22 protein-coding genes are annotated in these 23,945 nt (G+C 70.6%); 17 read left to right on the top strand and 5 right to left on the bottom strand.

Features of this window, described 5'->3' with window-relative positions; genetic code table 11:
* Nucleotides 1-126: 126 nt before the first annotated feature.
* Entirely contained in the window at nucleotides 127-2,418 is a 2,292-nt protein-coding gene (locus AZE13_RS08655; RefSeq protein WP_066928731.1) for a (Fe-S)-binding protein, read from the bottom strand.
* Between the two features lie 321 nt (nucleotides 2,419-2,739).
* Here AZE13_RS08655 and dnaK point away from each other — a divergent pair, with 321 nt between their 5' ends.
* Genes dnaK through AZE13_RS08635 form a run of 4 tightly spaced genes read left to right on the top strand, consistent with a single transcriptional unit; the run spans nucleotide 2,740 to nucleotide 6,951 of the window.
* A complete protein-coding gene (dnaK, locus tag AZE13_RS08650; protein WP_066928729.1) occupies nucleotides 2,740-4,611 on the top strand; it encodes a molecular chaperone DnaK in 1,872 nt (623 codons plus the stop codon).
* Nucleotides 4,608-5,288: a nucleotide exchange factor GrpE gene (gene grpE / locus AZE13_RS08645; RefSeq protein WP_066928728.1), complete on the top strand. Its 681-nt coding sequence runs from the start codon at nucleotides 4,608-4,610 to the stop codon at nucleotides 5,286-5,288. The genes dnaK and grpE overlap by 4 nt, the downstream gene beginning before the upstream one ends.
* Before the next feature lie 45 nt (nucleotides 5,289-5,333).
* Nucleotides 5,334-6,497, top strand: a complete 1,164-nt coding sequence (dnaJ, locus tag AZE13_RS08640) for a molecular chaperone DnaJ (RefSeq protein ID WP_066928726.1) — start codon at nucleotides 5,334-5,336, stop codon at nucleotides 6,495-6,497.
* Between the two features lies 1 nt (nucleotide 6,498).
* Nucleotides 6,499-6,951, top strand: coding sequence for a heat shock protein transcriptional repressor HspR (locus AZE13_RS08635; protein WP_066928724.1), 453 nt, complete (start codon nucleotides 6,499-6,501; stop codon nucleotides 6,949-6,951).
* Nucleotides 6,952-7,060: 109 nt separating this feature from the next.
* On the opposite strand, the gene AZE13_RS08630 is transcribed toward AZE13_RS08635, so the two are convergent.
* The 3 genes from AZE13_RS08630 to AZE13_RS08620 all read right to left on the bottom strand — a co-directional run bounded on the left by AZE13_RS08630 (nucleotide 7,061) and on the right by AZE13_RS08620 (nucleotide 8,599).
* The gene (locus tag AZE13_RS08630; RefSeq protein WP_066928723.1) at nucleotides 7,061-7,465 is read right to left on the bottom strand and encodes a hypothetical protein; all 405 of its coding nucleotides are present in this window, start codon (nucleotides 7,463-7,465) and stop codon (nucleotides 7,061-7,063) included.
* Nucleotides 7,466-7,572: 107 nt separating this feature from the next.
* The gene (locus AZE13_RS08625) at nucleotides 7,573-7,977 is read right to left on the bottom strand and encodes a pyridoxamine 5'-phosphate oxidase family protein (protein WP_066928721.1); all 405 of its coding nucleotides are present in this window, start codon (nucleotides 7,975-7,977) and stop codon (nucleotides 7,573-7,575) included.
* A 40-nt stretch (nucleotides 7,978-8,017) separates the two neighbouring features.
* Complete coding sequence (locus tag AZE13_RS08620; protein ID WP_066928720.1) at nucleotides 8,018-8,599, bottom strand: Uma2 family endonuclease; 582 nt, start codon at nucleotides 8,597-8,599, stop codon at nucleotides 8,018-8,020.
* A 212-nt stretch (nucleotides 8,600-8,811) separates the two neighbouring features.
* Between AZE13_RS08620 and clpB the strand changes: the two genes are divergently transcribed.
* Entirely contained in the window at nucleotides 8,812-11,451 is a 2,640-nt protein-coding gene (gene clpB, locus AZE13_RS08615) for an ATP-dependent chaperone ClpB (protein WP_066928718.1), read from the top strand.
* An 86-nt stretch (nucleotides 11,452-11,537) separates the two neighbouring features.
* Nucleotides 11,538-12,074, top strand: a complete 537-nt coding sequence (locus tag AZE13_RS08610) for a YbjN domain-containing protein (protein ID WP_066928716.1) — start codon at nucleotides 11,538-11,540, stop codon at nucleotides 12,072-12,074.
* 75 nt (nucleotides 12,075-12,149) lie between these two features.
* Here AZE13_RS08610 and AZE13_RS08605 read toward each other — a convergent pair whose 3' ends face one another.
* Nucleotides 12,150-13,334, bottom strand: coding sequence for a pyridoxal phosphate-dependent aminotransferase (locus AZE13_RS08605; protein WP_066928714.1), 1,185 nt, complete (start codon nucleotides 13,332-13,334; stop codon nucleotides 12,150-12,152).
* A 168-nt stretch (nucleotides 13,335-13,502) separates the two neighbouring features.
* Between AZE13_RS08605 and AZE13_RS35505 the strand changes: the two genes are divergently transcribed.
* The 11 genes from AZE13_RS35505 (at nucleotide 13,503) to AZE13_RS08555 (ending at nucleotide 23,938) form a co-directional block, all read left to right on the top strand.
* A complete protein-coding gene (locus AZE13_RS35505) occupies nucleotides 13,503-13,799 on the top strand; it encodes a hypothetical protein (protein WP_107288284.1) in 297 nt (98 codons plus the stop codon).
* Nucleotides 13,800-14,151: 352 nt separating this feature from the next.
* Nucleotides 14,152-14,673, top strand: a complete 522-nt coding sequence (locus AZE13_RS08600; protein WP_066928712.1) for a DUF2617 family protein — start codon at nucleotides 14,152-14,154, stop codon at nucleotides 14,671-14,673.
* A 273-nt stretch (nucleotides 14,674-14,946) separates the two neighbouring features.
* Nucleotides 14,947-16,542, top strand: a complete 1,596-nt coding sequence (locus AZE13_RS08595) for a polyamine aminopropyltransferase (protein WP_066928709.1) — start codon at nucleotides 14,947-14,949, stop codon at nucleotides 16,540-16,542.
* A 75-nt stretch (nucleotides 16,543-16,617) separates the two neighbouring features.
* Complete coding sequence (locus tag AZE13_RS08590; protein WP_066928707.1) at nucleotides 16,618-17,460, top strand: SRPBCC domain-containing protein; 843 nt, start codon at nucleotides 16,618-16,620, stop codon at nucleotides 17,458-17,460.
* A 231-nt stretch (nucleotides 17,461-17,691) separates the two neighbouring features.
* Nucleotides 17,692-18,528, top strand: coding sequence for an aldose 1-epimerase (locus AZE13_RS08585; RefSeq protein WP_181690286.1), 837 nt, complete (start codon nucleotides 17,692-17,694; stop codon nucleotides 18,526-18,528).
* Between the two features lie 21 nt (nucleotides 18,529-18,549).
* The gene (gene pyrE / locus AZE13_RS08580; RefSeq protein WP_066928704.1) at nucleotides 18,550-19,092 is read left to right on the top strand and encodes an orotate phosphoribosyltransferase; all 543 of its coding nucleotides are present in this window, start codon (nucleotides 18,550-18,552) and stop codon (nucleotides 19,090-19,092) included.
* Nucleotides 19,093-19,308: 216 nt separating this feature from the next.
* Entirely contained in the window at nucleotides 19,309-20,331 is a 1,023-nt protein-coding gene (gene fbaA / locus AZE13_RS08575) for a class II fructose-bisphosphate aldolase (protein ID WP_066928702.1), read from the top strand.
* Between the two features lie 106 nt (nucleotides 20,332-20,437).
* A complete protein-coding gene (locus tag AZE13_RS08570; RefSeq protein ID WP_066928700.1) occupies nucleotides 20,438-20,851 on the top strand; it encodes a DUF3151 domain-containing protein in 414 nt (137 codons plus the stop codon).
* A gap of 171 nt (nucleotides 20,852-21,022) precedes the next feature.
* Nucleotides 21,023-21,865 carry a tryptophan 2,3-dioxygenase family protein gene (locus AZE13_RS08565; protein WP_066928698.1) on the top strand — a complete coding sequence of 281 codons (843 nt, stop codon included), beginning with the start codon at nucleotides 21,023-21,025 and terminating at the stop codon, nucleotides 21,863-21,865.
* Nucleotides 21,858-23,123, top strand: coding sequence for a kynureninase (gene kynU / locus AZE13_RS08560; protein WP_066928696.1), 1,266 nt, complete (start codon nucleotides 21,858-21,860; stop codon nucleotides 23,121-23,123). Before AZE13_RS08565 ends, kynU begins: the two co-directional genes overlap by 8 nt.
* Complete coding sequence (locus tag AZE13_RS08555) at nucleotides 23,120-23,938, top strand: alpha/beta hydrolase family protein (RefSeq protein WP_066928694.1); 819 nt, start codon at nucleotides 23,120-23,122, stop codon at nucleotides 23,936-23,938. The genes kynU and AZE13_RS08555 overlap by 4 nt, the downstream gene beginning before the upstream one ends.
* The last annotated feature ends 7 nt before the right edge of the window (nucleotides 23,939-23,945 follow it).

The following is a 23,945-nucleotide window of genomic DNA, read 5'->3' as shown; positions in this document are numbered from 1 at the left end:
CCTCGGCCTGCCCGCGACACTCGGCTGACACGCGGCGCGCCCGCGACACTCCGCGGTCCCGCAGCGGGAGCGCTGCGGGACCGCGGAGTGGAGGGGGCTGCTTCGGAGGAGCCGCTTCGGAGAGGGCTACTTCACCGGCTCGGGCTCGGGAGCGCTCTCCGGCTCCTCCTCGCCCGACGGGCCGGCCGGCGTCTTGACCGAGTCCAGCAGCAGCTGGGCCACGTCGACGACCTGGATGGACTCCTTCGCCTGGCCATCGTTCTTCTTGCCGTTGACGGAGTCCGTCAGCATGACGAGGCAGAACGGGCAGGCCGTCGAGACGATGTCCGGGTTGAGGGAGAGGGCCTCGTCGACGCGCTCGTTGTTGATGCGCTTGCCGATGCGCTCTTCCATCCACATCCGGGCGCCGCCGGCGCCGCAGCAGAAGCCGCGCTCCTTGTGGCGGTGCATCTCCTCGTTCCGCAGGCCCGGCACCTTGGCGATGATCTCGCGCGGCGGGGTGTAGACCTTGTTGTGGCGGCCCAGGTAGCAGGGGTCGTGGTAGGTGATCAGACCCTCGACCGGGGTGACCGGGATCAGCTTGCCCTCGTCGACGAGGTGCTGGAGCAGCTGGGTGTGGTGGATGACCTCGTAGTGGCCGCCCAGCTGCGGGTACTCGTTCGCGATCGTGTTGAAGCAGTGCGGGCAGGTCGCGACGATCTTCTTCGACGACGTCGGCTTCTTGGTCGACTCGTCATCGTCGTCCTCGCCGAAGGCCGCGTTGAGGGTCGCCACGTTCTCGGCGCCGAGCTGCTGGAACAGGAACTCGTTGCCCAGCCGGCGCGGGGAGTCGCCGGTGCACTTCTCGTCGCCGCCCATGATGGCGAACTTGACGCCGGCGATGTGCAGCAGCTCCGCGAAGGCCTTGGTGGTCTTCTTGGCGCGGTCCTCCAGGGCACCGGCGCAGCCGACCCAGTAGAGGTAGTCGACCTCGGTGAGGTCCTCGACGTCCTTGCCGACGACCGGGACCTCGAAGTCGACCTCCTTGGTCCAGGCGAGGCGCTGCTTCTTGGCCAGGCCCCAGGGGTTGCCCTTCTTCTCCAGGTTCTTGAGCATCGTGCCCGCCTCGGACGGGAACGAGGACTCGATCATGACCTGGTAGCGGCGCATGTCGACGATGTGGTCGATGTGCTCGATGTCCACCGGGCACTGCTCGACGCAGGCGCCGCAGGTGGTGCAGGACCACAGGACGTCGGGGTCGATGACGCCACCCGCGGCGAAGCCGCTGTCGGATGCAGCTTCCAGAGTGCCGATCAGCGGGCGCTCGGCCTCGGCGAGGGCTGATGCCGGGACGTCGGCGAGCTGCTCGGCGGTCGCCTTCTCCTCGCCCTCCATGGTCTTGCCGCCGCCGGCCAGCAGGTACGGGGCCTTGGCGTGCGCGTGGTCGCGCAGCGACATGATCAGCAGCTTCGGGGAGAGCGGCTTACCGGTGTTCCAGGCGGGGCACTGCGACTGGCAGCGGCCGCACTCGGTGCAGGTGGAGAAGTCGAGCAGGCCCTTCCAGGAGAACTCCTCGATCTTGGAGACGCCGAACTGGTCGTCCTCGCCCGGGTCCTCGAAGTCGATCGGCTTGCCGCCGCTGGTCATCGGCTGCAGCGCGCCGAGCGCCACGTCGCCGTCCGCCTCGCGCTTGAACCAGATGTTGGGGAAGGCCAGGAAGCGGTGCCAGGCGACGCCCATGTCCGTCTTCAGGGCAACCGTGATCATCCAGATGAAGGAGGTCGCGATCTTCAGGCCGGCGAAGAAGTACGTGAGGTTCTGGAGCGTGGCGAGGTCCATCCCCTGCAGCCAGGAGACGACCGGGTACGAGATGAAGAACGAGGCCTCGTAGCCGTCCACGTGGTGCTGGGCGCCCTCCAGCGCGTGCAGCATGAAGATGCAGACGCCGACGATGAGGATGACGGCCTCGACGAAGTACGCCTGGCCGATGTTGGAGCCCGCGAAACGGGACTTGCGGCCCGGCTTGCCCGGGCGGTTCAGCTGCCGGATGACGATGAGGGTCAGGATGCCGAGCGCCGTCATCGTGCCGAGGAACTCGACGAAGACGTTGTACGGTGCCCAGTCGCCGATGACCGGCAGGAGCCAGTCGGCCTTGAAGAGCTGCCCGATGGCGTTGACGATCGTCAGCAGCAGGGAGAAGAAGCCCACCGCCACGAACCAGTGCGCCACACCGACCACGCCCCAGCGGTTCATCCGCGTGTGGCCGAGGAACTCCTTGACCACGGTGACGGTGCGCTGCGCGGGTTCGTCGGTCCGCGTTCCGGCAGGTACGGACTGGCCGAGCCGCATGAAGCGGTAGATCTGCAGGATGGCACGGCCGAACAGCGCGATGCCGACCGCCATGAGGACCAGCGACACGATGATCGCGGCGAGTTGCATTGGGGGCTCCTCGAACCTGCGAGAGCGGGAATTCTGAGAGGTAAGGAATGAGAGGGAAGAGCGGAACTATCAAGACTACTAGGCAGTAACTTTTGGGTCTGCCGCTGAGGTTACCCATTCTCCTCCGCGCCATGAAGCCGCGCGGCCGGTGATCTGTGTCGCGAAGGCAACCCTGAGTGCCCCCTGTACGTCTACGGCTGTGCCCGGGTGACGGTAAGGGCGATATAAAAGTTGAGTGGGGATGACTCAGGTCTGTTGACAGGTTTCCCTCGGTACTGCACTCTTGAGCCTGTTCCACTCAAGTCAGCTGGAGGAATCGAAATGGCACGTGCGGTCGGCATCGACCTGGGCACGACAAACTCCGTCGTCAGCGTTCTGGAGGGCGGCGAGCCCACCGTCATCACCAACGCCGAGGGCGCCAGGACCACGCCGTCCGTCGTCGCCTTCGCCAAGAACGGTGAGGTGCTCGTCGGCGAGGTCGCGAAGCGTCAGGCGGTCACCAACGTCGACAGGACCATCCGGTCGGTCAAGCGCCACATGGGCACCGACTGGAAGGTGGGGATCGACGACAAGAACTTCAACCCGCAGCAGATCTCGGCGTTCATCCTGCAGAAGCTGAAGCGGGACGCCGAGGCGTACCTGGGCGAGAAGGTCACGGACGCGGTCATCACCGTCCCGGCCTACTTCAACGACTCCGAGCGGCAGGCCACCAAGGAGGCCGGTGAGATCGCGGGCCTCAACGTCCTGCGCATCGTCAACGAGCCCACCGCGGCCGCCCTGGCCTACGGCCTGGAGAAGGACGACCAGACCATCCTGGTCTTCGACCTCGGTGGCGGCACCTTCGACGTCTCGCTGCTGGAGATCGGCGACGGTGTCGTCGAGGTGAAGGCCACCAACGGTGACAACCACCTCGGTGGTGACGACTGGGACCAGCGTGTCGTCGACTACCTGGTCAAGCAGTTCCAGAACGGCCACGGCGTCGACCTGTCCAAGGACAAGATGGCGCTGCAGCGTCTGCGCGAGGCCGCGGAGAAGGCGAAGATCGAGCTCTCGTCGTCCACCGAGACCACGATCAACCTGCCGTACATCACCGCCTCGGCCGAGGGCCCGCTGCACCTGGACGAGAAGCTCACCCGCTCGCAGTTCCAGCAGCTGACCGCGGACCTCCTGGAGCGCTGCAAGACCCCGTTCCACAACGTCATCAAGGACGCCGGCATCCAGCTGTCCGAGATCGACCACGTGGTCCTGGTCGGCGGTTCGACCCGTATGCCGGCCGTCGCCGAGCTCGTCAAGGAGCTGACCGGCGGCAAGGACGCCAACAAGGGCGTCAACCCGGACGAGGTCGTCGCCATCGGCGCCACCCTCCAGGCCGGTGTCCTCAAGGGCGAGGTCAAGGACGTCCTCCTGCTGGACGTCACCCCGCTGTCCCTCGGTATCGAGACCAAGGGCGGCATCATGACCAAGCTGATCGAGCGCAACACGACCATCCCGACCAAGCGCTCGGAGATCTTCACCACGGCCGAGGACAACCAGCCGTCCGTGCAGATCCAGGTCTACCAGGGCGAGCGCGAGATCGCGGCGTACAACAAGAAGCTCGGGATGTTCGAGCTGACGGGTCTGCCGCCGGCCCCGCGCGGTGTCCCGCAGATCGAGGTCTCCTTCGACATCGACGCCAACGGCATCATGCACGTGACCGCCAAGGACCTGGGCACGGGCAAGGAGCAGAAGATGACCGTCACCGGCGGCTCCTCGCTGCCGCAGGACGAGGTCAACCGGATGCGCGAGGAGGCCGAGAAGTACGCGGAGGAGGACCACCAGCGCCGCGAGGCCGCCGAGGCCCGTAACCAGGGCGAGCAGCTCGTCTACCAGACCGAGAAGTTCCTCAAGGACAACGAGGACAAGGTCCCGGGCGAGGTGAAGACCGAGGTCGAGACCGCCGTCGGCGAGCTGAAGGAGAAGCTCAAGGGCGACGACACGGCCGAGATCCGCACCGCCGCTGAGAAGGTCGCCGCGATCTCCCAGAAGCTGGGCCAGGCCATGTACGCCGACGCCCAGGGCGCGCAGGCCGCCGCGGGTGGTGCCGAGGGTGCCGCCGCCGGTGCGCAGGGCAAGGCCGACGCCGCCGACGACGTGGTGGACGCCGAGATCGTCGACGACGAGAAGCCGAAGGACGCCAAGGGTGGTGCCGCGTGACGGAGGAGACCCCGGGCTTCGAGGAGAGGCCCGACGTCCCCTCTGACGCCGCAAAGCCCGCAGACGATGCGGCGCAGGGCGCCGGGCCCGCCGACAAGGCGGGCCCGGCCCCGGCCGGGGACGACATGACCGACGTAGGACTCCAGGCGCAGCTGGACCAGGTGCAGAAGGCGCTCAACGAGCGCACCGCGGACCTCCAGCGGCTCCAGGCGGAGTACCAGAACTACCGCCGTCGGGTGGAACGGGACCGGGTCCAGGTCAAGGAGATCGCCGCGGCGAACCTCCTGTCCGAGCTCCTGCCGACCCTCGACGACATCGGCCGGGCGCGCGAGCACGACGAACTGGTCGGCGGCTTCAAGTCGGTGGCCGAGTCGCTGGAGACCGTGGTCGCCAAGCTCGGTCTGCAGCAGTTCGGCAAGGAGGGCGAGCCCTTCGACCCGACGATCCACGAAGCGCTGATGCACTCGTACGCGCCGGACGTCACGGAGACCACGTGCGTCGCGATCCTGCAGCCCGGGTATCGCATCGGTGAGCGAACGATCCGCCCCGCGCGGGTCGCCGTCGCCGAGCCGCAGCCGGGCGCGCCCGGAGCCAAGTCCGCATCCGACGAGGACGCCAAGGGTGCCAAGGGCGCCAAGGCGTCCGACGAGGAGAGCGGTGGCCCGGACGAGGGCTGACGTGAGCACGAACGGGAAGACCGCACGGAAGGAGGGACGTCGGGGATGAGCACCAAGGACTTCGTCGAGAAGGACTACTACAAGGTCCTCGGCGTCCCGAAGGACGCCACCGAAGCGGAGATCAAGAAGGCGTACCGCAAGCTGGCCCGGGAGAACCACCCCGACGCCAACAAGGGCGACGCCAAGGCCGAGGAGCGCTTCAAGGAGATCTCCGAGGCCAATGACGTCCTGGGCGACCCCAAGCGCCGCAAGGAGTACGACGAGGCCCGGGCGCTGTTCGGCAACGGCGGCTTCCGGCCCGGCCCCGGTGGGGGCGGGAGCTTCAACTTCGACCTCGGCGACCTCTTCGGAGGGGGCGCCGGGCAGGGTGGCGGCGGCTTCGGCGGCGGCCTCGGGGACGTCTTCGGCGGCCTGTTCAACCGCGGCGGCGGGACGCGTACCCACCCGCGCCGCGGCCAGGACATCGAGTCCGAGGTGACGCTCAGCTTCACCGAGGCGGTCGACGGGGCCACGGTCCCGCTGCGGATGTCCAGCCAGGCCCCGTGCAAGTCGTGCTCGGGCACCGGCGACAAGAACGGCACGCCGCGGGTCTGCCCGACCTGCGTCGGCACCGGCCAGGTCAGCCGGGGCGGGGGCGGCGGCTTCTCGCTGACCGACCCGTGCGCGGACTGCAAGGGCCGGGGTCTGATCGCCCAGGACCCGTGCGACGTCTGCAAGGGCAGCGGCCGCGCGACGAGCGCCCGCACGATGCAGGTCCGCATCCCCGCGGGCGTCTCCGACGGGCAGCGGATCCGGCTGCGCGGCAAGGGCGCTCCGGGCGAGCAGGGCGGCCCGGCCGGTGATCTGTACGTCGTCGTGCACGTCGACGCCCACCCGGTCTTCGGCCGCAAGGGCGACAACCTCACCATCACGGTGCCGGTCACCTTCCCGGAGGCCGCGCTGGGCGGCGAGGTGAAGGTGCCGACGCTGGGCGGTCCGCCGGTGACGCTGAAGCTGCCGGCCGGTACCCCCAACGGACGCACGATGCGGGCCCGGGGCAAGGGCGCGGCCCGTAAGGACGGCACCCGGGGTGACCTGCTGGTCACCATAGAGGTGATCGTTCCCAAGGACCTCGGCGACCAGGCGAAGCAGGCGCTGGAGTCCTATCGCGAGGCGACCGCGGGCCCGGACCCGCGGGCGGAGCTGTTCCAGGCCGCGAAGGGAGCTTGAGATGGACAGCCGGGGCGGGCAGCGTCGTAACCCATATGAACTGACCGATGAGTCGCCGGTGTACGTCATCTCCGTAGCGGCCCAGCTCTCCGGCCTGCATCCGCAGACCCTGCGGCAGTACGACCGCCTGGGCCTGGTCTCCCCGGACCGCACGGCCGGCCGGGGCCGCCGCTACTCGGCCCGTGACATCGAACTGCTCCGTACGGTGCAGCAGTTGTCGCAGGAAGAGGGCATCAACCTCGCCGGCATCAAGCGCATCATCGAGCTGGAGAACCAGGTCGCGGCGCTACAGCAGCGGATCGCCGAGCTCCAGGGCGCCCTGGAGGGCGCGGCCAGCACGATGCGGCAGCGCGAGGCGGCGGTGCACGCCTCGTACCGGCGCGATCTGGTGCCGTATCAGGACGTCCAGCAGAGCAGTGCGCTGGTGGTGTGGCGGCCGAAGCGGCCGGAGTAGCGGTACGCGGTGGCCATACGGCATACGGCATACGGCGAAGGGCCGGGGTGACGCACCCCGGCCCTTCGCCGTACGTCCGGCTCGGCGGCCGCGGCCGCGCGCACCCCGCTCAGCGGCCGCTGTACCCGGCCGTGGGCATCGACAGCCGGCGGTGCACCTGGGACTTCATCGCGAGTGTGTAGACCGGTTCGTCGAGGTCGGCGGTCGCCAGCCGGACGCCGGCCGCCGTGCACCGCTCGGTGAACTCGTCGGCGCCGTCGATGGCGGTCTCCAGCGCCCGGCGGTTGGGCGCCACGAACACATCCACCAGGCCCCGCGCCACATCACCCCACAGCGCGCCGTGGCCGGCGGGCAGCCGGTGCAGGCTGAGCCGGCAGGTCAGGCGGTAGTCACGGGCTGCCGCCCACTGCTGGCACATGTCGTGCTGGCTGCGGTCATCTACCAGGAACGGATCCTCGTCCAGCTCGGACAGCGGCATCAGGCAGGCGATCGCCGTCACTCGGACCGAGTTCATCGTGCCCTCCGGGGCGTGGCGACGGTGGGGGCGACGATACCGCCGAGGACGGCCCGGGTGGAGGGGCTGAATGGAGGGCTGTGGGGACGGCTGTGGGGAGAGCTGCTTCAGGCCCGTCCCAGGGCCCTGGTCACCGCGATCTCGATCATGACCCGGTCGGGGTTGGGCGACGGCGTCCGCCCGTAGCGCTCGGCGTAGCGCCGCACCGCGTCGGCCACCGACTCCGCGTCCGTACGCACCCGGGCGATGCCCTCCAGCGTCGCCCAGCGCCCCTTGTCGACCTGGCACACGGCCACGGTGGCGCCGTCCGCCCCGGCGGCGAGGATGTTCTTGACCTTGACGCTGTCCTTGCGGGTGATGATCCGCGCGATCCGCTGCCCGGCGTCGTACGTGACGCCCACGGGCACGACGTGCGGCGTCCCGTCCGCGCGCAGGGTGGTGAACGTCGGCATCAGGTACTCGCCCCAGAAGGCGAGGTACTCGGGGGCGAGGGCGGAGAGGTCGTGGGCCATGGGGGCAAGGGTAGACGGGGCCGGAGACCGGCCCCGCTGGTCAGAGGAAGTCGCTGGTGTCGAGGTCGAAGGAGAAGGGATCGGGGAGGGCGATCGGCTTGCCGATGGGGACGGTGCGGATTGTTTGGTAGTCACCGTCCACCGGCTCGCTGAAAAGCGTGACCGTGGACTTCTCACGATCGACGAGGAGGTAGAGCGGGATGTTCGCACGGGCATAGGCGTCGCGCTTGATGACGCGGTCCCGGTAAGGCTTGCTTGAAGTCACCTCGACGACCAGGGCGACAGCGTCGCTGGGAATCCAGTTGCCTGGTAGACCGAAGAGGTCTGCGTCGCTGGGCACGAAGGTGGCGTCCGGGATTACGTAGTTCTTGGGATACAGGCCGCCAGGTGACAGCACGATTCCCTTGTTGCCGGAAACGTCCATGTCGGTACAGGACCTGGTCAGAACCTGCTTGACGATCCTGCTGAAGAACCGCTCATGGTTGTTGTCCGGCGGTGGTGTCACGACGATCTCCCCCTCGATCAGCTCCGCCTTGAAGCCCTCGGGGGTCTCCAGCGCGAAGAAGCCGTTCAGGAGGGTCTCTTCGTTCGTCACTACGGGCTCTTGTGCCATAGCCGTCATGCTGCACCTCCTTGTGGTCGAAGGCCAGTGTCACCAGGTGGCGAAGCGGGCGAAGCCCCGTTCGGCGTCGGTCACCCGAACGAGTCAGCTTGAGTGGAATAGACTCAACTTATCGCACGTTGGCATGAGCAGGGTTTGAGCAGGTTTTGCCAGACTGATCGCAGGCACGAGCACCAGGCACAGGAGCCGGGTACGAGGAGGATCGCGAGGACGTGGACGCCGAGCTGACCAACAAGAGCCGGGAGGCGCTCAGCGCCGCCAATGAGCGGGCGATCGCCGCCGGGCACGCGGACATGACGTCCGCGCATCTGCTGCTCGCCCTGCTGGCCGGGCAGGACAACGAGAACATCATGGACCTGTTGGCCGCCGTGGAGGCGGACGCCGCCGCGCTGCGCAGCGGCGCCGAGCGCCAGCTCGCCGGGCTGCCCAGCGTGCAGGGCTCCACGGTCGCCCCGCCCCAGCCGGACCGCGAGCTGCTCGCCGCGATCGCGGAGGCCGCCCAGCGCGCCAAGGAGCTGGGTGACGCCTACGTCTCCACCGAGCATCTGCTGATCGGGATCGCCGCCAAGGGCGGGCGCACCGGTGAGCTGCTGGCGGAGCAGGGCGCCTCCGCCAAGAAGCTGCTGGCCGCCTTCGAGGCGAGCCGCGGCGGGCAGCGGGTGACCAACCCCGACCCGGAAGGCACGTACAAGGCGCTGGAGAAGTTCGGTACGGACTTCACCGCGGCCGCCCGCGAGGGCAAGCTCGACCCGGTCATCGGGCGGGACCAGGAGATCCGGCGGGTGGTGCAGGTGCTGTCCCGCCGTACGAAGAACAACCCGGTGCTGATCGGCGAGCCGGGCGTCGGCAAGACGGCCGTCGTCGAAGGGCTCGCGCAGCGGATCGTGAAGGGGGACGTCCCGGAGTCGCTGCGGAACAAGCGGCTGGTCGCGCTCGACCTGGGCGCGATGGTCGCGGGCGCCAAGTACCGCGGTGAGTTCGAGGAGCGGCTGAAGACCGTCCTGGCGGAGATCAAGGCCAGCGAGGGCCAGATCATCACGTTCATCGACGAGCTGCACACGGTCGTGGGCGCGGGCGCCGGCGGGGACTCGGCCATGGACGCGGGCAACATGCTCAAGCCGATGCTGGCGCGCGGTGAGCTGCGGATGGTCGGCGCGACGACGCTGGACGAGTACCGCGAGCGGATCGAGAAGGACCCGGCGCTGGAGCGGCGCTTCCAGCAGGTGCTGGTCGCCGAGCCGACCGTGGAGGACACGGTGGCGATCCTGCGCGGGCTCAAGGGCCGCTACGAGGCCCACCACAAGGTGCAGATCGCGGACTCCGCGCTGGTCGCCGCGGCCACCCTCTCCGACCGGTACATCACCTCCCGCTTCCTGCCCGACAAGGCCATCGACCTGGTCGACGAGGCCGCGTCCCGGCTGCGGATGGAGATCGACTCCTCGCCCGTCGAGATCGACGAGCTCCAGCGGGCGGTGGACCGTCTGAAGATGGAGGAGCTGGCGCTGAAGAACGAGACGGACGCCGGCTCCGTGGCGCGCCTGGAGAAGCTGCGCAAGGACCTCGCCGACAAGGAGGAGGAGCTGCGCGGCCTGACCGCCCGGTGGGAGAAGGAGAAGCAGGGCCTCAACCGGGTCGGCGAGCTGAAGGAGCGGCTCGACGAGCTGCGCGGGCAGGCCGAGCGGGCCCAGCGCGACGGCGACTTCGACGCCGCCTCCAAGCTGCTCTACGGCGAGATCCCCGGCGTCGAGCGGGAGCTCGAGGAGGCGGCCGCCGCCGAGGCCGAGCAGGAGGCGTCGAAGGAGTCGATGGTCAAGGAGGAGGTCGGTCCGGACGACATCGCGGATGTGGTCGGCTCCTGGACCGGGATCCCGGCCGGGCGGCTGCTGGAGGGGGAGACCCAGAAGCTGCTGCGGATGGAGGAGGAGCTCGGCAAGCGGCTGATCGGCCAGACCGAGGCCGTGCGGTCGGTGTCGGACGCGGTACGGCGTACCCGCGCCGGGATCGCCGACCCCGACCGGCCCACCGGCTCGTTCCTCTTCCTCGGCCCGACCGGTGTCGGCAAGACCGAGCTGGCCAAGGCGCTGGCGGACTTCCTCTTCGACGACGAGCGGGCCATGGTCCGGATCGACATGTCGGAGTACGGCGAGAAGCACAGCGTCGCCCGGCTGGTCGGCGCCCCGCCCGGCTACGTCGGCTACGAGGAGGGCGGCCAGCTGACGGAGGCGGTCCGCCGCCGCCCGTACAGCGTGGTGCTGCTCGACGAGGTGGAGAAGGCGCACACCGAGGTCTTCGACATCCTTCTCCAGGTCCTCGACGACGGCCGGCTCACCGACGGCCAGGGCCGGACGGTGGACTTCCGCAACACCATCCTCATCCTGACCTCCAACCTCGGCTCGGCCTTCCTGATGGACCCGCTCCTCAAGGAGGACCAGAAGCGGGAGAAGGTGCTGGAGACGGTCCGCGCGTCCTTCCGGCCCGAGTTCCTCAACCGGCTCGACGACGTGGTGGTCTTCCACCCGCTCGGCACCGACCAGCTCCAGCGGATCGCCCGTATCCAGCTGGACCACCTCCAGCGCCGCCTCGCCGACCGCCGGCTGACGCTGGACGTCACCGACCGCGCGCTGACCTGGCTCGCCTGGCTCGGTCAGGAGCCGGCCGCCGATGCCCCGGCGCCCGACCTGTCCTACGGTGCCCGCCCGCTGCGCCGCCTGGTCCAGACGGCCATCGGCGACCAGCTCGCCCGCGCCATCCTGGCGGGCTCGGTGCTGGACGGGGACACCGTACGGGTGGATGTCGACGGGGACGGCGAAGGGCTGTCCGTACAGGCGGTCCGGGAGGGCGCGGCGGCCTGAGCGGCGGCGGGCGGGACGCCCCGGGCTTGCCAGGACGGGGCGGATGTGGGGGAGGATGGCAGGGACCATACGAAGGGAATTCCACGGTGAGCATCGACCCGTCCTCGATTCCGAATTTCGGGGGCCAGCCCGAACCCGAGCCGTCGGGGCCTGAGGGTCCCGTCCTGCCCGACCAGGACCTGGTCAAGCAGCTTCTCGAACAGATGGAGCTGAAGTACGTAGTCGACGAGGAGGGTGACCTCGCCGCCCCGTGGGAGAAGTTCCGCACGTACTTCATGTTCCGCGGCGAGGAGGAGCAGCAGATCTTCTCCGTCCGCACGTTCTACGACCGCGCCCACGGCATCGACGACAAGCCGAAGCTGCTGGAGGCGATCGACGACTGGAACCGCCGGACGCTGTGGCCCAAGGCCTACACCCACACCCATGACGACGGTACGGTCCGTCTGATCGGTGAGGCATCGATGCTGATCGGCACCGGTGTCGCGCTCGAGCACTTCGTGTCGAGCACGGTCAGCTGGGTTCGTGCCTCGATCGAATTCGACAACTGGATCGTCGAGCAGCTCGGTCTGGAGGCCGAGATCGACGGCGACTCCGACGAGAAGCCGGGTGACGGCGAGGCCTGAGGCCGGTCGTCCCACACCCACCCGGCTGCGCGGGCCCCTGGAGCGATGGCTCCGCGGGCCCGCGTTCTCCTGTCGTCACGCCGTCAGTGCCTTGAGCCGTCCCGCCGCCTCCTCCAGCACCGCCACGCTCTTGCAGAAGGCGAAGCGGACGAAGGGCGCGCCCTGCTCCTTGTGGTCGTAGAACACCGCGTTGGGGATGGCGACGACGCCGGCGCGCTCGGGCAGAGCGCGGCAGAAGGCGAAGCCGTCGCTCTCCCCGAGGGGGCGGATGTCGGTGGTGATGAAGTACGTGCCGGAAGGGCGGAAGACCCGCAGACCGGCGTCGGTCAGCCCGGCGGCCAGGACGTCGCGCTTGGTGCGCAGATCGTCACGGAGACCGGCGTAGTAGGCGTCGGGGAGGGCGAGCGCCTCGGCGACGGCGTACTGGAAGGGGCCGGCGGAGACATAGGTCAGGAACTGCTTGGCCGAGCGGACGGCGCCGACCAGCTCGGCCGGCCCGGTGACCCAGCCGACCTTCCAGCCGGTGAAGGAGAACGTCTTGCCCGCCGAGCTGATGGTGACGGTGCGCTCGCGCATCCCCGGGAAGGACGCGAGGGGCAGGTGCTCGCCCTCGAAGACCAGGTGTTCGTAGACCTCGTCGGTGATGACGAGGAGGTCGCGCTCCACCGCCAGCTCGGCGACGGCCGCCAGTTCGTCGCGGGTGAGGACGGTGCCGGTGGGGTTGTGCGGGGTGTTGAGGAGGATCAGCCGGGTGTCGTCGGTGACGGCGTCGCGCAGTTCGTCGAGGTCGAGACAGTAGCTGCCGGACTCCGGGTGGGCGCGCAGGGTCACCGGGACGCGGCGGCCGCCCGCCATCGCGATGGTCGCGGCGTACGAGTCGTAGTACGGCTCCAGCGCGATGACCTCGTCGCCCGGCTCCAGCAGCGCCAGCATCGAGGCGGCGATGGCCTCGGTGGCGCCCGCGGTGACCAGGACCTCGGTATCGGGGTCGCAGGAGAGGCCGAGGTGGCCGTAGTGACGCTCCTGGTGGGCGGCGACGGCGGTGCGCAGTTCGGGGATGCCCGGGCCGGGCGGGTACTGGTTGCCGCGGCCGTCGCGCAGCGCGCGCACCGCTGCCTCTCTGACCTCCTCCGGACCGTCGGCGTCGGGGAAGCCCTGGCCGAGGTTGATGGCGCCGGTGCGGACGGCGAGTGCCGACATCTCGGCGAAGATCGTGGTGCCGAATTCGGCGAGGCGGCGATTGAGCAGCGGTCGGTCCATACCTGTCATCCTCCGCCGAACCTCTGGAGTTCCTCAACTGTGCTTTGAGACTCGGGGGCTCGGGCATCAGCCCCGCACACAGGGCGGAGCCGCATGGTTTCAGCGGCGCCGGACGGGGCGGTGCCTCTCGGGGGGACGCTTCGGGGGACGAGAAGGAGTGTGAGGCAGATGGGGATTGTGGTGTTCCTGGTGATCTGCGGGGGCGTGCTCGGGCTGGTGGCCCTGGCCTTGCGCGGCGGCTCCGGCGGGGGCCGTGGACGGGGCGGCAGCAAGTACCGCGGCTCCAGTTCCGGTTCCGGTGGCGGCAGTTGGTGGGCCGGTGGTGGCGGTGACTCCGGTGGGAGCGACGGCCACCACGGCGGGCACCACGGGGGCCACTCGTGCGGCGGCGGTCACTCGTGCGGCGGTGGCGGGGGCTGCGGTGGTGGTGGCGGTGGCGGCGGGGGCTGCGGCGGCGGGAGCTGACGAACGGGGCCGGGAACCGGCCCGAGGTCCGTCCGTAACCCTCCTCAACTGCACACATGCGGTTGGCTCTTGCCGCTCCGCATATGCGCCCGGCGGGCCGGTCGGAATCGCCAACAGCCGCCGGGCGTAAGGTGGTTGAACAGATGAGCTGCACGGCCCTCTAGCGGAGGAAACCCGGAGAAGTTGGGTAAAAACGCTGTTGGTGAGCGGGCTTTCATGATTCCCTCTTAACAGAGAATTCCCCCACGTTCTCCGATCCCACGTGGGCACGAGCCGGCAGGCAGACGAACATTTCTGATCCTTTACGGGCGGGCCGGCCCACCATTCCACTGCGTGCTTGCGGAGCCGACCCATGCTCACCACTCTGAAAACGGCGTACACCGATACCCGTGCATCCGACCTGGCCTGGGCGCTGGGCAGGGAACCCCTGCCGGCCCTGGCCGTGCTCGATCTCCAACTCCACGGCGCACAGGTGCAGTTGAGACTGCTCGGCGCCTCCCATCAGGTGCTTCTGGAGGAGGAGCACGGCACGTGCTCCGAGACGGTCGCCTGCATGCCGGGCAGCAGCACCCCGCTGCCGCTCGGTGTGGCGAAGCGGCTGGGCGACTGGGAGTACGAGTTCGCCGCGCATGTCGAGACCCTGTCGCGCGGCTCGTTCGCAGGTCGTGCGCAGGAGTTGCTGGCCCTGGTCGCCGAGCATCCGTACGGCCTGGCCGGAACCTTCCCCGGCTCGCCGCACGCGTTCACCGCGATGCTGGCCCAGTGCCAGCAGGGGCAGGTGCGCTGGCGGACCTGGCATGCGTATCCGCAGGAGGGCCGCCTGGTGGCCACCCGTACGCGAGTGGGCGTACGCGCGGCGGTCGCGGCCGTCTAGGGGATAACCGGCCGAAAAGGCCGGACCGGTCGGTGGTGCCGGCCGGAGGGAGGGGCGCGGGAGCCGTGGGGTGTGGCGGGCGCGAAGAGTGCGCGCCTGGGGGGCGGGTGGACGTGGGGGCGCGCGCGTACCGGATTACGCGCCGGTCGCTCGGCGCGGCCGTCACCATCGCCCCATGCGCATCGACATCGCTCCAACTGACGCGTGTAGCCAGCAGAGTGCACTCGTGTGGGTGACGAAGCGGAACGGAAGCGTCACGTAGCGTTCCTTCGCATGATCGATCCGCCAGAGCCCGCTCTCACCGGAGCCCTCGGGCCGCCGGAGGCCGGCACGCCGGCGCGGCTGCCCGTACCGGCCGGGCTCGGCCGGCTGCTGGTCCTCGCCGTGGTCTTCGTCTGCGCCGCCTGCGGCCTGGTGTACGAGCTCGAGCTGGTCGCGCTGGCCACGTACCTGGTCGGCGACTCGGTCACCCAGGCGTCCGTCGTGCTGTCCGTGATGGTCTTCGCGATGGGCGTCGGCGCGCTGCTCGCCAAACGGCTGCGCTGCCGGGCGGCGGTCGGCTTCGGCGTGGTCGAGGCCGGACTCGCGCTGGTCGGCGGCTGCTCGGCGATGGCGCTCTACGCCTGCTTCGCCTGGTTCGGCCAGACCCGCGCCGCGCTCGTCGGTTTCTCGCTGACCATCGGCATGCTGATCGGCGCCGAGGTGCCGCTCCTGATGACACTGATCCAGCGGGTCCGCCGGCAGGACGCGGGCGGCGCGGTCGCCGACCTCTTCGCCGCCGACTACGTCGGCGCGCTCGTCGGCGGCCTGGCCTTCCCCTTCCTTCTCCTCCCCGCCCTCGGCCAGCTGACCGGCGCGCTGGTCACCGGCGCGGTCAACGCGACCGCCGGCGGCGCCCTGGTGCTCTGGCTCTTCCGTCGCGACCTGACCGTCCGCACCCGCCGCTGCCTCCTCACCGTCAACATCCTGGTCCTCGTCCTGCTGGCCCTGGGCGTCCTGCTGGCCACCCCCTTCGAACGGGCCGCCCGGCGCGCGGTGTACGGCTCGCCGGCGCGGGTCGCGGTGCAGACCGGCGTCCAGGAAGTGGTGATGACCGGTGGCGCGGAGCGCGGGAGGAAAGGTTCCGGCCGTCCGCTGGAGCTCTACCTGGATGGCCGGCTGCGGGTCAGCGCGGACACCGAATCCCGCTACCACGAGGCGCTCGTGCACCCGGCGATGGCCGACCGCCCGCGTGCACGCGTGCTGGTCCTCGGCGGCGGCGACGGCCTCGCCGTACGCGAGATCCTCCGCTACCCCGCCGTCCGCGCCGTCACGGTCGTCGAACTCGACCCCGGCATCGTGCAGTTGGCCCGCACCGACCCCGGCCTGTCCCGCCTCAACCGTCACTCGCTCGGCGATCCACGGGTGCGGGTGACCGCCGCCGACGCCTTCGACTGGCTGCGGCGGCAGGCCCGCCGGGACCGGCCCCCGGCCCGCTACGACGTCATCGTCTGCGACCTCCCCGGCCCGTTCCTGACCGCCAGTACCAAGCTCTACTCGCACGAGTTCTACGGCCTGGCGGCACGGCTGCTGGCCGACGGCGGGCGGCTGGTGGTGGACGCCGAACCACCGGCGGCGCGGACGTACTGGACGGTGGACGCGACGGTGCGGTCGGTCGGCCTGACCACCGTCCCCTACCGGCTGCCGGGCCACTACGGGGGTTTCGTCCTGGCCGCCCGGCACCGCCCGCGCTTCGGGCTGGCACCCGACACACCCCCGCTGAGCGCCCTCACCGCCGACGAACTCCAGGCCGGCCGACGCGGAGCGGCCCGCACCCGGATGACCGGACTGCCGGTGTCCACCCTCATGCACCCGCGCTATCAGGACTGACGCTCCCGACCCGCCCGCAGAAAGTCGTGCGTGCACCGTCACGGCCCCGGGGGCGGCTAGGTAGGCTCCCATGCCATGGAGCATGAGGTGTACGTCCCGTTCCCCGTAGGGACCGTGCGGCAGGCGCTCGCCGAGCCGGAGCGGGTGGCGCGCTGTGTCCCGGGAGTCCAGCTCGACGCCGACGCGGCCCCGCACTGCCCCGAGGGCCGGCTGCGGCTGCGCATCGGAAGCTCCACCATCACCTACCGCGGCTCGCTGACCGTCAGTGACGCCGCGGACGCCGCGGTGACCGTCGAGGCGAAGGGCACCGAGTCGCGCGGCGACGGATCGGTCGCGCTGACCCTCACCGTCCGCCTCTCCCCGGCCACCGAGCCCGGCCCCGGTACGACCCTGGCGTGCGCCGGCACGGTCCTCAGCGACGGCCGGCTCGCCGAGGCCCCACACCAGTCCGCCGAGACCGCGGGCCGCCGCCTGCTGGACCGCTTCGCGGAGAACCTGGCCGACGACCTCCGCGAGCAGCCACCGGCCGACGACTCCGTGCTCCCGGGGGAGCCGGACCGTCACGGGGAGTCCGAGGACTCGGCGAAAACCGTGGCACCCGGGGAGTCCACCGCCCACGACACCTCCGTCCCCCCGCCGTCCCTGGACCCGCTCAGCGACGAGGACGCCTACGGGTCCGCCGCCTACGGGGACGACACCGACGGCGACGCCCCCGCGGAGGCGGCCCACGCCCGGCGGACGATGATCGGCCGCAGCGCGGAGGAGGTCGACCACGCCCCGCCCCGGGGCCGCTACGCACCGGTCCCGGCTCCCCAGACGGCCTCCACCTCCGCCACCCTCCGCTGGGCCGCCCCGGCAGCGGCGGTGGTCCTGGCGTCCGCAGTGGTCGTCGGACGCGTCCTCCGCCGTCGCCGCTAGCTGGGGGATCACCTGTAGTCAGGGGATTACGCGCACCCCCACCAGCCTCCCTCCCACCCGCCCCCGTGACGTAGAGCCCCGCGCAGCGGCAACAGCCCGCCGCAGGCGGACGGCGAGAAACGCCAAAACAAACGGGGCGCGACGGGCGCAACGGCGAGAACCCGCACGGCGGGACGGCCGACAACGTGGGAAGCCAGCCAAGCGCAGCGGACGGGCGATAGCGTCGTGGCCGTGAGCACCCACAGAGACACCCAGGCGACCAAGGCCGTAAGGCTCGCCGCAGGCCCCGCCGAATTGACCGTCGAGCCGGACAACGGCTGCCGGATCGGCAGCCTCCGGATCGGCGGTACGGAAGTCCTCCGGCAGGGCGACCGGTACGGCTGTTTCCCGATGGTCCCGTGGTGCGGCCGGATCGAACACGGGCAGTTCCGCAACGGCGGGGAAGTGCACCGGATGCCGGTCAACGCCCCACCGCACGCCATCCACGGCACCGGACGTGACCTCCGCTGGCGCACGGCGCGTACGGGCGCCAGGGAAGCGGTGTTCACCTATGACCTCACCGACCCGGCGGCGGCCCCGTGGCCGTATCCGGGACGGGTCACCCAGCTCGTCGAGCTGGCCGAGGACGGCGGGTCGCTCACTCTCACGATGGGCGTGGAGACCCTCACCGACTCGTTCCCGGCGCAGGCCGGCTGGCACCCCTGGTTCCTGCGGAACCTGGGCGAGGGCGGTGCGGACGTACAGATCGACTTCGCACCGGAGTGGCAGGAGGAGCGGGGCGACGACCACCTCCCGACGGGCCGGCGGATCACGCCGAAGTCCGGCCCCTGGGACGACTGCTTCGGTATGCCGCGCGGGGTGGATGTCACCCTCACCTGGCCGGGCCGCCTGGAGCTGAGGGTCACCAGCCGCGCCGAGTGGGTCGTGGTCTACGACGAGCAGGAGGCGGCGGTCTGTGTCGAGCCGCAGTCCGGCCCGCCGAACGGCCTCAATACCCTGCCGCGTCTGGTTACCCCCATCGACCCCCTGGAGATCTCCACGACCTGGAGCTGGCGGAGCCTCTCGTAGCCACCGCCTAAGCTCAGGGGCATGAGTGACGACGTGCGCGGCGAGCTGCTGCAGCAGATCAAGGACAAGGCCGTGGTGCACGGCAAGGTGACGCTTTCCTCCGGCAAGGAGGCCGACTACTACATCGACCTGCGCCGGATCACCCTGGACGGCGTGGCCGCGCCGCTGGTCGGGCAGCTGATGCTGGACATCACCGCCGACCTGGACTACGACGCGGTGGGCGGCCTGACGCTGGGTGCCGACCCGGTCGCGACCTCGATGCTGCACGCCTCCGCCGCGCGCGGTCGGCGGCTGGACGCTTTCGTCGTCCGCAAGGCGCAGAAGGCCCACGGTATGCAGCGCCGTATCGAGGGCGCGGACATCAAGGGCCGCCGGGTGCTGGTCGTCGAGGACACCTCCACCACCGGCGGCTCGCCGCTGACCGCCGTCGAGGCGGCGCGTGAGGCGGGTGCCGAGGTCGTCGCGGTCGCGACGATCGTCGACCGGGGCGCCGCCTCGGCGATCGCCGAGGCCGGTCTGCCCTATATCACGGGCTACCAGCTCGGCGACCTCGGCCTCGCCTGAGCCTTGCCCGGCGGCCGGGGCGGTCCGTACGGAATGCCCTGACCTGCTCCTTCGTCGAGGGGTGGCTGGTTTCACGTGAAACAGCCGCCCCTCGGCGCGGTATGGCGCACGGGCGATGTGGAGCTGGAGGCCGAGTCTGGGAAGATGGGCCCGGCGAAGTCCTCGCCCCCTGGTCAGGGCCAAGAACGCACACCCGCATACACAAGGAGCGGACAGATGCCCATCGCAACCCCCGACGTCTACAACGAGATGCTGGACCGGGCGAAGGCAGGCAAGTTCGCCTACCCGGCCATCAACGTCACGTCGACGCAGACGCTGCACGCCGCGCTGCGGGGCTTCGCCGAGGCCGAGAGCGACGGCATCATCCAGATCTCCACCGGTGGTGCGGAGTTCCTGGGCGGCCAGTACAACAAGGACATGGTGACCGGCGCGGTCGCGCTCGCCGAGTTCGCGCACGTCGTCGCCGCGAAGTACGACATCACCGTCGCGCTGCACACCGACCACTGCCCCAAGGACAAGCTCGACGGCTACGTCCGCCCGCTGCTCGACATCTCCGCCGAGCGCGTGGCCAAGGGCCAGAACCCGCTCTTCCAGTCCCACATGTGGGACGGCTCCGCCGAGACCCTCGCGGACAACCTCGCCATCGGCCAGGAACTCCTCGAGAAGGCCCGCGCCGCCAAGATCATCCTCGAGGTCGAGATCACCCCGACCGGCGGCGAGGAGGACGGTGTCACCCACGAGATCAACGACGAGCTGTACACCACGGTCGACGACGCGATCCGTACCGCCGAGGCGCTGGGCCTGGGCGAGAAGGGCCGCTACCTGCTCGCCGCCTCCTTCGGCAACGTCCACGGCGTCTACAAGCCGGGCAACGTCGTGCTCCGCCCCGAGCTGCTGAAGGACCTCCAGGAGGGCGTCGGCGCCAAGTACGGCAAGGCCGCTCCGTTCGACTTCGTCTTCCACGGCGGCTCCGGCTCCACCGAGCAGGAGATCGCCACCGCGCTGGAGAACGGCGTGGTCAAGATGAACCTGGACACCGACACCCAGTACGCCTTCACCCGGCCGGTCGCGGACCACATGTTCCGCAACTACGACGGTGTCCTGAAGGTCGACGGCGAGGTCGGCAACAAGAAGACCTACGACCCGCGCAGCTGGGGCAAGCTGGCCGAGGCCGGTATGGCCGAGCGGGTCACGCAGGCCTGCGCCAACCTCCGTTCCACGGGCACCAAGATCAAGTAATCCCCGGCGCGAAGCCCCTCGGTGGGGGTGTGCGTAAGTGGTCCACTGCGTGTAGGTGGTCGCTTACGTACACCCCCACCGGCTTTTCGGAAGGAATACTTGCGGCATGTCCATTCACGAGAACCTCCTGGGGGGACCGCCCCCCACCCACCTCCCCGACGACCCGGAGCCGCGTGAGCTGCTCGCCGCCGGTACCGCGCCGTCCGACGTCGCCGCGAAGAACCCGACGTCCTCCCTGGCCTGGGCGCAGCTCGCGGACGACGCGTTCGCGCAGGGCCGGGTCGTCGAGTCTTACGCGTACGCCCGTACCGGCTATCACCGGGGCCTGGACTCGCTGCGCCGGGCCGGCTGGAAGGGACACGGCCCGGTGCCGTGGGAGCACGAGCCCAACCGCGGTTTCCTGCGGGCGCTGCACGCGCTCGCCCGCGCCGCCCAGGCGATCGGGGAGCAGGACGAGTACGAGCGCTGCACAACCTTCCTGCGGGACTCCTCGCCGACCGCGGCGGACACCCTCTCCTGAGTGAGCGGACGGCTCGCGCCCGGATGCGGGTTCTGGCCCGCCTGGCCCACCGGTCAGGCGGGCCTTGCCTTGTTCGGGGACCATTGCGGAAGATGCGGTTGGGGACCGGGGCCCCCGTGCCGGCATGGCAGGGGCGGACCGCTACCCGGAGTACGTTTCGAGGAGACAGCGATGTCCCACGAGGTAACCGGCGGGGCGCACGACCCTGAGACCCCGAACCTCGACTTCGCGGGTACGACCCCGTACGAGGACTATGTCCAGGCCGAGGTCCTCACCCACCTCCAGCACCCGCTCTCCGACGACCCCGGCGAGATGGTCTTCCTGGTCACCACCCAGGTGATGGAGCTGTGGTTCACGGTCATCGTCCATGAGTGGCGTACCGCCGCGGAGGCGCTGCGCCGCGACGACCTGACGGTGACGATGGAGGCGCTGCACCGCTCCACGTACGAGCTGGAGGCGCTGAACGCGGCCTGGAAGCCGCTGGCCAAGCTGACGCCGGCGCAGTTCAACGCGTACCGAAGTGCGCTCGGCGAGGGCTCCGGGTTCCAGTCCGCGATGTACCGGCGGCTGGAGTTCCTGCTCGGTGAGAAGTCCGCGTCGATGCTGGTGCCGCACCGTGGCGCCCCCCGGGAGCACGCCGAGCTGGAGAAGGCCCTTCAGGAGCCGAGCCTGTGGGACGAGGTGCTGCGGCTGCTGGCGCGGCGCGGCCATGCCGTCCCCGAGGAGGTGCTCCGGCGGGACCCGTCACTGCGTTACGAGCCGCATCCGGCCGTGGAGGAGGCCTGGGCCGAGATCTACGCCGGCCCGCGGGAGTCCGAACTGGTCCGGCTGGGCGAGGCGCTGACGGACGTCGCCGAGCTGGTGTGGCGCTGGCGGAACGACCATCTGGTCGCGACCCGGCGGGCCATGGGGGCGAAAATGGGAACGGGCGGTTCTGCCGGTGTGGCCTGGCTGGAGAAGCGGGCCCGCAAGAACGTTTTCCCGGAGCTGTGGACGGCGCGCAGCCATGTCTGAGAACCAGGGGCCCTCCGGCCCGCGCGAGGGCGCCCCGGGTGGCGAGGGGCGCGAACTGGCAGCGCGTGCACGGCAGTTGGACGCCGAGGATGTGCTGGGCGTGCTCCGGGACCGCTTCGTCCTCGACGACACGGTCTACCTCGACGGCAATTCGCTGGGTGCGCTGCCCCGCGCGGTCCCCGGCCGGATAGCCGACGTGATCGCCCGGGAGTGGGGCGAGCTGCGGATCCGCTCCTGGACCGAGTCCGGCTGGTGGACCGCGCCCGAGCGGGTCGGCGACAAGATCGCCCCCCTGATCGGGGCGGCCCCCGGCCGGGTGGTGGTCGGCGATTCGACCAGCGTCAACATCTTCAAGGCCGTGGTCGGCGGCGTACGGATGGCCGGCAAGGGCTGCACGGAGATCCTGGTCGACGCCGCGACCTTCCCCACCGACGGCTATATCGCCCGCTCGGCGGCCCGGATGACCGGCCTGGCGGTGCGGCCGGTGGAGCCGGCCGGGATCGCCGAGGAGGTCACCGAGCGCACCGCGCTGGCGCTGGTCAACCACGTCGACTACCGCACGGGCGAGCTCAACGACCTGCCCGGTATCACCACGGCGCTGCACTCCGCGGGGGCGCTCGCCGTCTGGGACCTGTGCCACAGCGCGGGCGCCCTGCCGGTCGGCCTCGACGCGCACCACGTCGACCTCGCCGTCGGCTGCACGTACAAGTACCTCAACGGCGGCCCGGGGGCGCCCGCGTACCTGTACGTCCGCGAGAGCCTCCAGGAGCGGTTCGAATCGCCGCTGCCCGGCTGGAACTCGCACACCGATCCGTTCGCGATGGACGCCGCCTACGCCCCCGCGGACGGCATACTGCGCGGCCGCGTCGGCACCCCGGACATCCTGTCGCTCCTCGCGCTGGAGGCGGCGCTGGAGGCCTGGGACGGGGTCGCCGTCGAGGACGTGCGGGCCAAGAGCCTGGCCCTGACCGACCTCTTCCTGGAGTGTGTGGCCGCGTACGTGCCCGCCGGGCGGGTCCGGCCGGTCACGCCGCTGGATCACCGGCGGCGGGGCAGCCAGGTGTCCCTGGTGTGCTCCGGCGCCGGGGAGGTGATGGACGAGCTGATCCGGCGCGGCGTGGTCGGCGACTTCCGCCACCCGGACGTGCTGCGCTTCGGCTTCACCCCGCTCTACACCTCCTTCGCGGACGTCGAGCGCGCGGCATGGATGCTCGGTGAGGTGCTGGGAGCACCGGGGGCATCGGGGGCCGGGGGATGAGCGCCGCGGACGAGGAGACGGCGCTGCTGGGGCTGCCCCCGGTGGCACCGGACCGCACGGTGGCGTACGGGCCGCATCCGGACCAGATCGTCGATCTGTACGGGCCACACGGGCCGTGCCGGCCATGCGGACCGTCGGCGGGGGCACCTGCCCCGCTGGTCGTGCTGGTGCACGGCGGATTCTGGCGGGCCGCGTACGACCGCCGGCACCTGTCGCCGCTGGCCGCCCTGCTGGCCGGGCGGGGGCTGCCGGTGGCGCTCGCCGAGTACCGCAGGGTCGGGGCGGGCGGGGGCGCACCGCAGACCTTCGAGGATGTGGCGGCGGCGATCGTGACGGCCACGGCGGTGCGCGAGGTGCCGGACGCCGGGGGACCGGTCCTGGTCGGCCACTCGGCGGGCGGTCAGCTCGCGCTGCTGGCCGCGGCCCGTCCCGGCACCCCCGTGACCCGGGTGATCGCCGTCTCGCCGGTCGCCGACCTGGCCCGGGCCCATGAACTGGGCCTGGGCAACGGCGCGGTCGCCGACCTCCTGGGTGACGCCCCCGGCCTGCCGGAACGCCTCGCCGCGGCCGACCCGGCCCGCCGCCCGCCGCCCGCCGGCGTCCCCGTCACGATCCTGCATGGCACCGCCGACCCCGACGTCCCCCTCGACCTCTCCCGCCGCTACGCCGCTGTGAGCCCCGCCACGACGGAGCTGCGGGAGCTGCCCGGAGTGGGGCATTTCGCACCGGTCACCCCTGGCACGGCCAGCTGTGATGTCCTGTTTGACCTGTTGTGTCCGGCAGGGGTGCCCCCGATACCGCCGAGTAGTACTTGAGACGGAC

Source organism: Streptomyces sp. NBRC 110611 (assembly GCF_001590865.1).
GTDB lineage: Bacteria > Actinomycetota > Actinomycetes > Streptomycetales > Streptomycetaceae > Streptomyces.
Note: the sequence above shows the minus strand (reverse complement) of the source record. Positions and strands in the feature narration are given on the sequence as shown.

Coding starts and splice junctions, on each gene's coding strand:
- AZE13_RS08655 (WP_066928731.1), bottom strand. CDS start 2,418: ATGCAACTCGCCGCGATCATCGTGTCGCTGGTCCTCATGGCGGTCGGC.
- dnaK (WP_066928729.1), top strand. CDS start 2,740: ATGGCACGTGCGGTCGGCATCGACCTGGGCACGACAAACTCCGTCGTC.
- dnaJ (WP_066928726.1), top strand. CDS start 5,334: ATGAGCACCAAGGACTTCGTCGAGAAGGACTACTACAAGGTCCTCGGC.
- AZE13_RS08635 (WP_066928724.1), top strand. CDS start 6,499: ATGGACAGCCGGGGCGGGCAGCGTCGTAACCCATATGAACTGACCGAT.
- AZE13_RS08630 (WP_066928723.1), bottom strand. CDS start 7,465: ATGAACTCGGTCCGAGTGACGGCGATCGCCTGCCTGATGCCGCTGTCC.
- AZE13_RS08625 (WP_066928721.1), bottom strand. CDS start 7,977: ATGGCCCACGACCTCTCCGCCCTCGCCCCCGAGTACCTCGCCTTCTGG.
- AZE13_RS08620 (WP_066928720.1), bottom strand. CDS start 8,599: ATGACGGCTATGGCACAAGAGCCCGTAGTGACGAACGAAGAGACCCTC.
- AZE13_RS08605 (WP_066928714.1), bottom strand. CDS start 13,334: ATGGACCGACCGCTGCTCAATCGCCGCCTCGCCGAATTCGGCACCACG.
- AZE13_RS35505 (WP_107288284.1), top strand. CDS start 13,503: ATGGGGATTGTGGTGTTCCTGGTGATCTGCGGGGGCGTGCTCGGGCTG.
- AZE13_RS08600 (WP_066928712.1), top strand. CDS start 14,152: ATGCTCACCACTCTGAAAACGGCGTACACCGATACCCGTGCATCCGAC.
- AZE13_RS08595 (WP_066928709.1), top strand. CDS start 14,947: ATGATCGATCCGCCAGAGCCCGCTCTCACCGGAGCCCTCGGGCCGCCG.
- AZE13_RS08590 (WP_066928707.1), top strand. CDS start 16,618: ATGGAGCATGAGGTGTACGTCCCGTTCCCCGTAGGGACCGTGCGGCAG.
- pyrE (WP_066928704.1), top strand. CDS start 18,550: ATGAGTGACGACGTGCGCGGCGAGCTGCTGCAGCAGATCAAGGACAAG.
- fbaA (WP_066928702.1), top strand. CDS start 19,309: ATGCCCATCGCAACCCCCGACGTCTACAACGAGATGCTGGACCGGGCG.
- AZE13_RS08570 (WP_066928700.1), top strand. CDS start 20,438: ATGTCCATTCACGAGAACCTCCTGGGGGGACCGCCCCCCACCCACCTC.
- AZE13_RS08565 (WP_066928698.1), top strand. CDS start 21,023: ATGTCCCACGAGGTAACCGGCGGGGCGCACGACCCTGAGACCCCGAAC.
- kynU (WP_066928696.1), top strand. CDS start 21,858: ATGTCTGAGAACCAGGGGCCCTCCGGCCCGCGCGAGGGCGCCCCGGGT.
- AZE13_RS08555 (WP_066928694.1), top strand. CDS start 23,120: ATGAGCGCCGCGGACGAGGAGACGGCGCTGCTGGGGCTGCCCCCGGTG.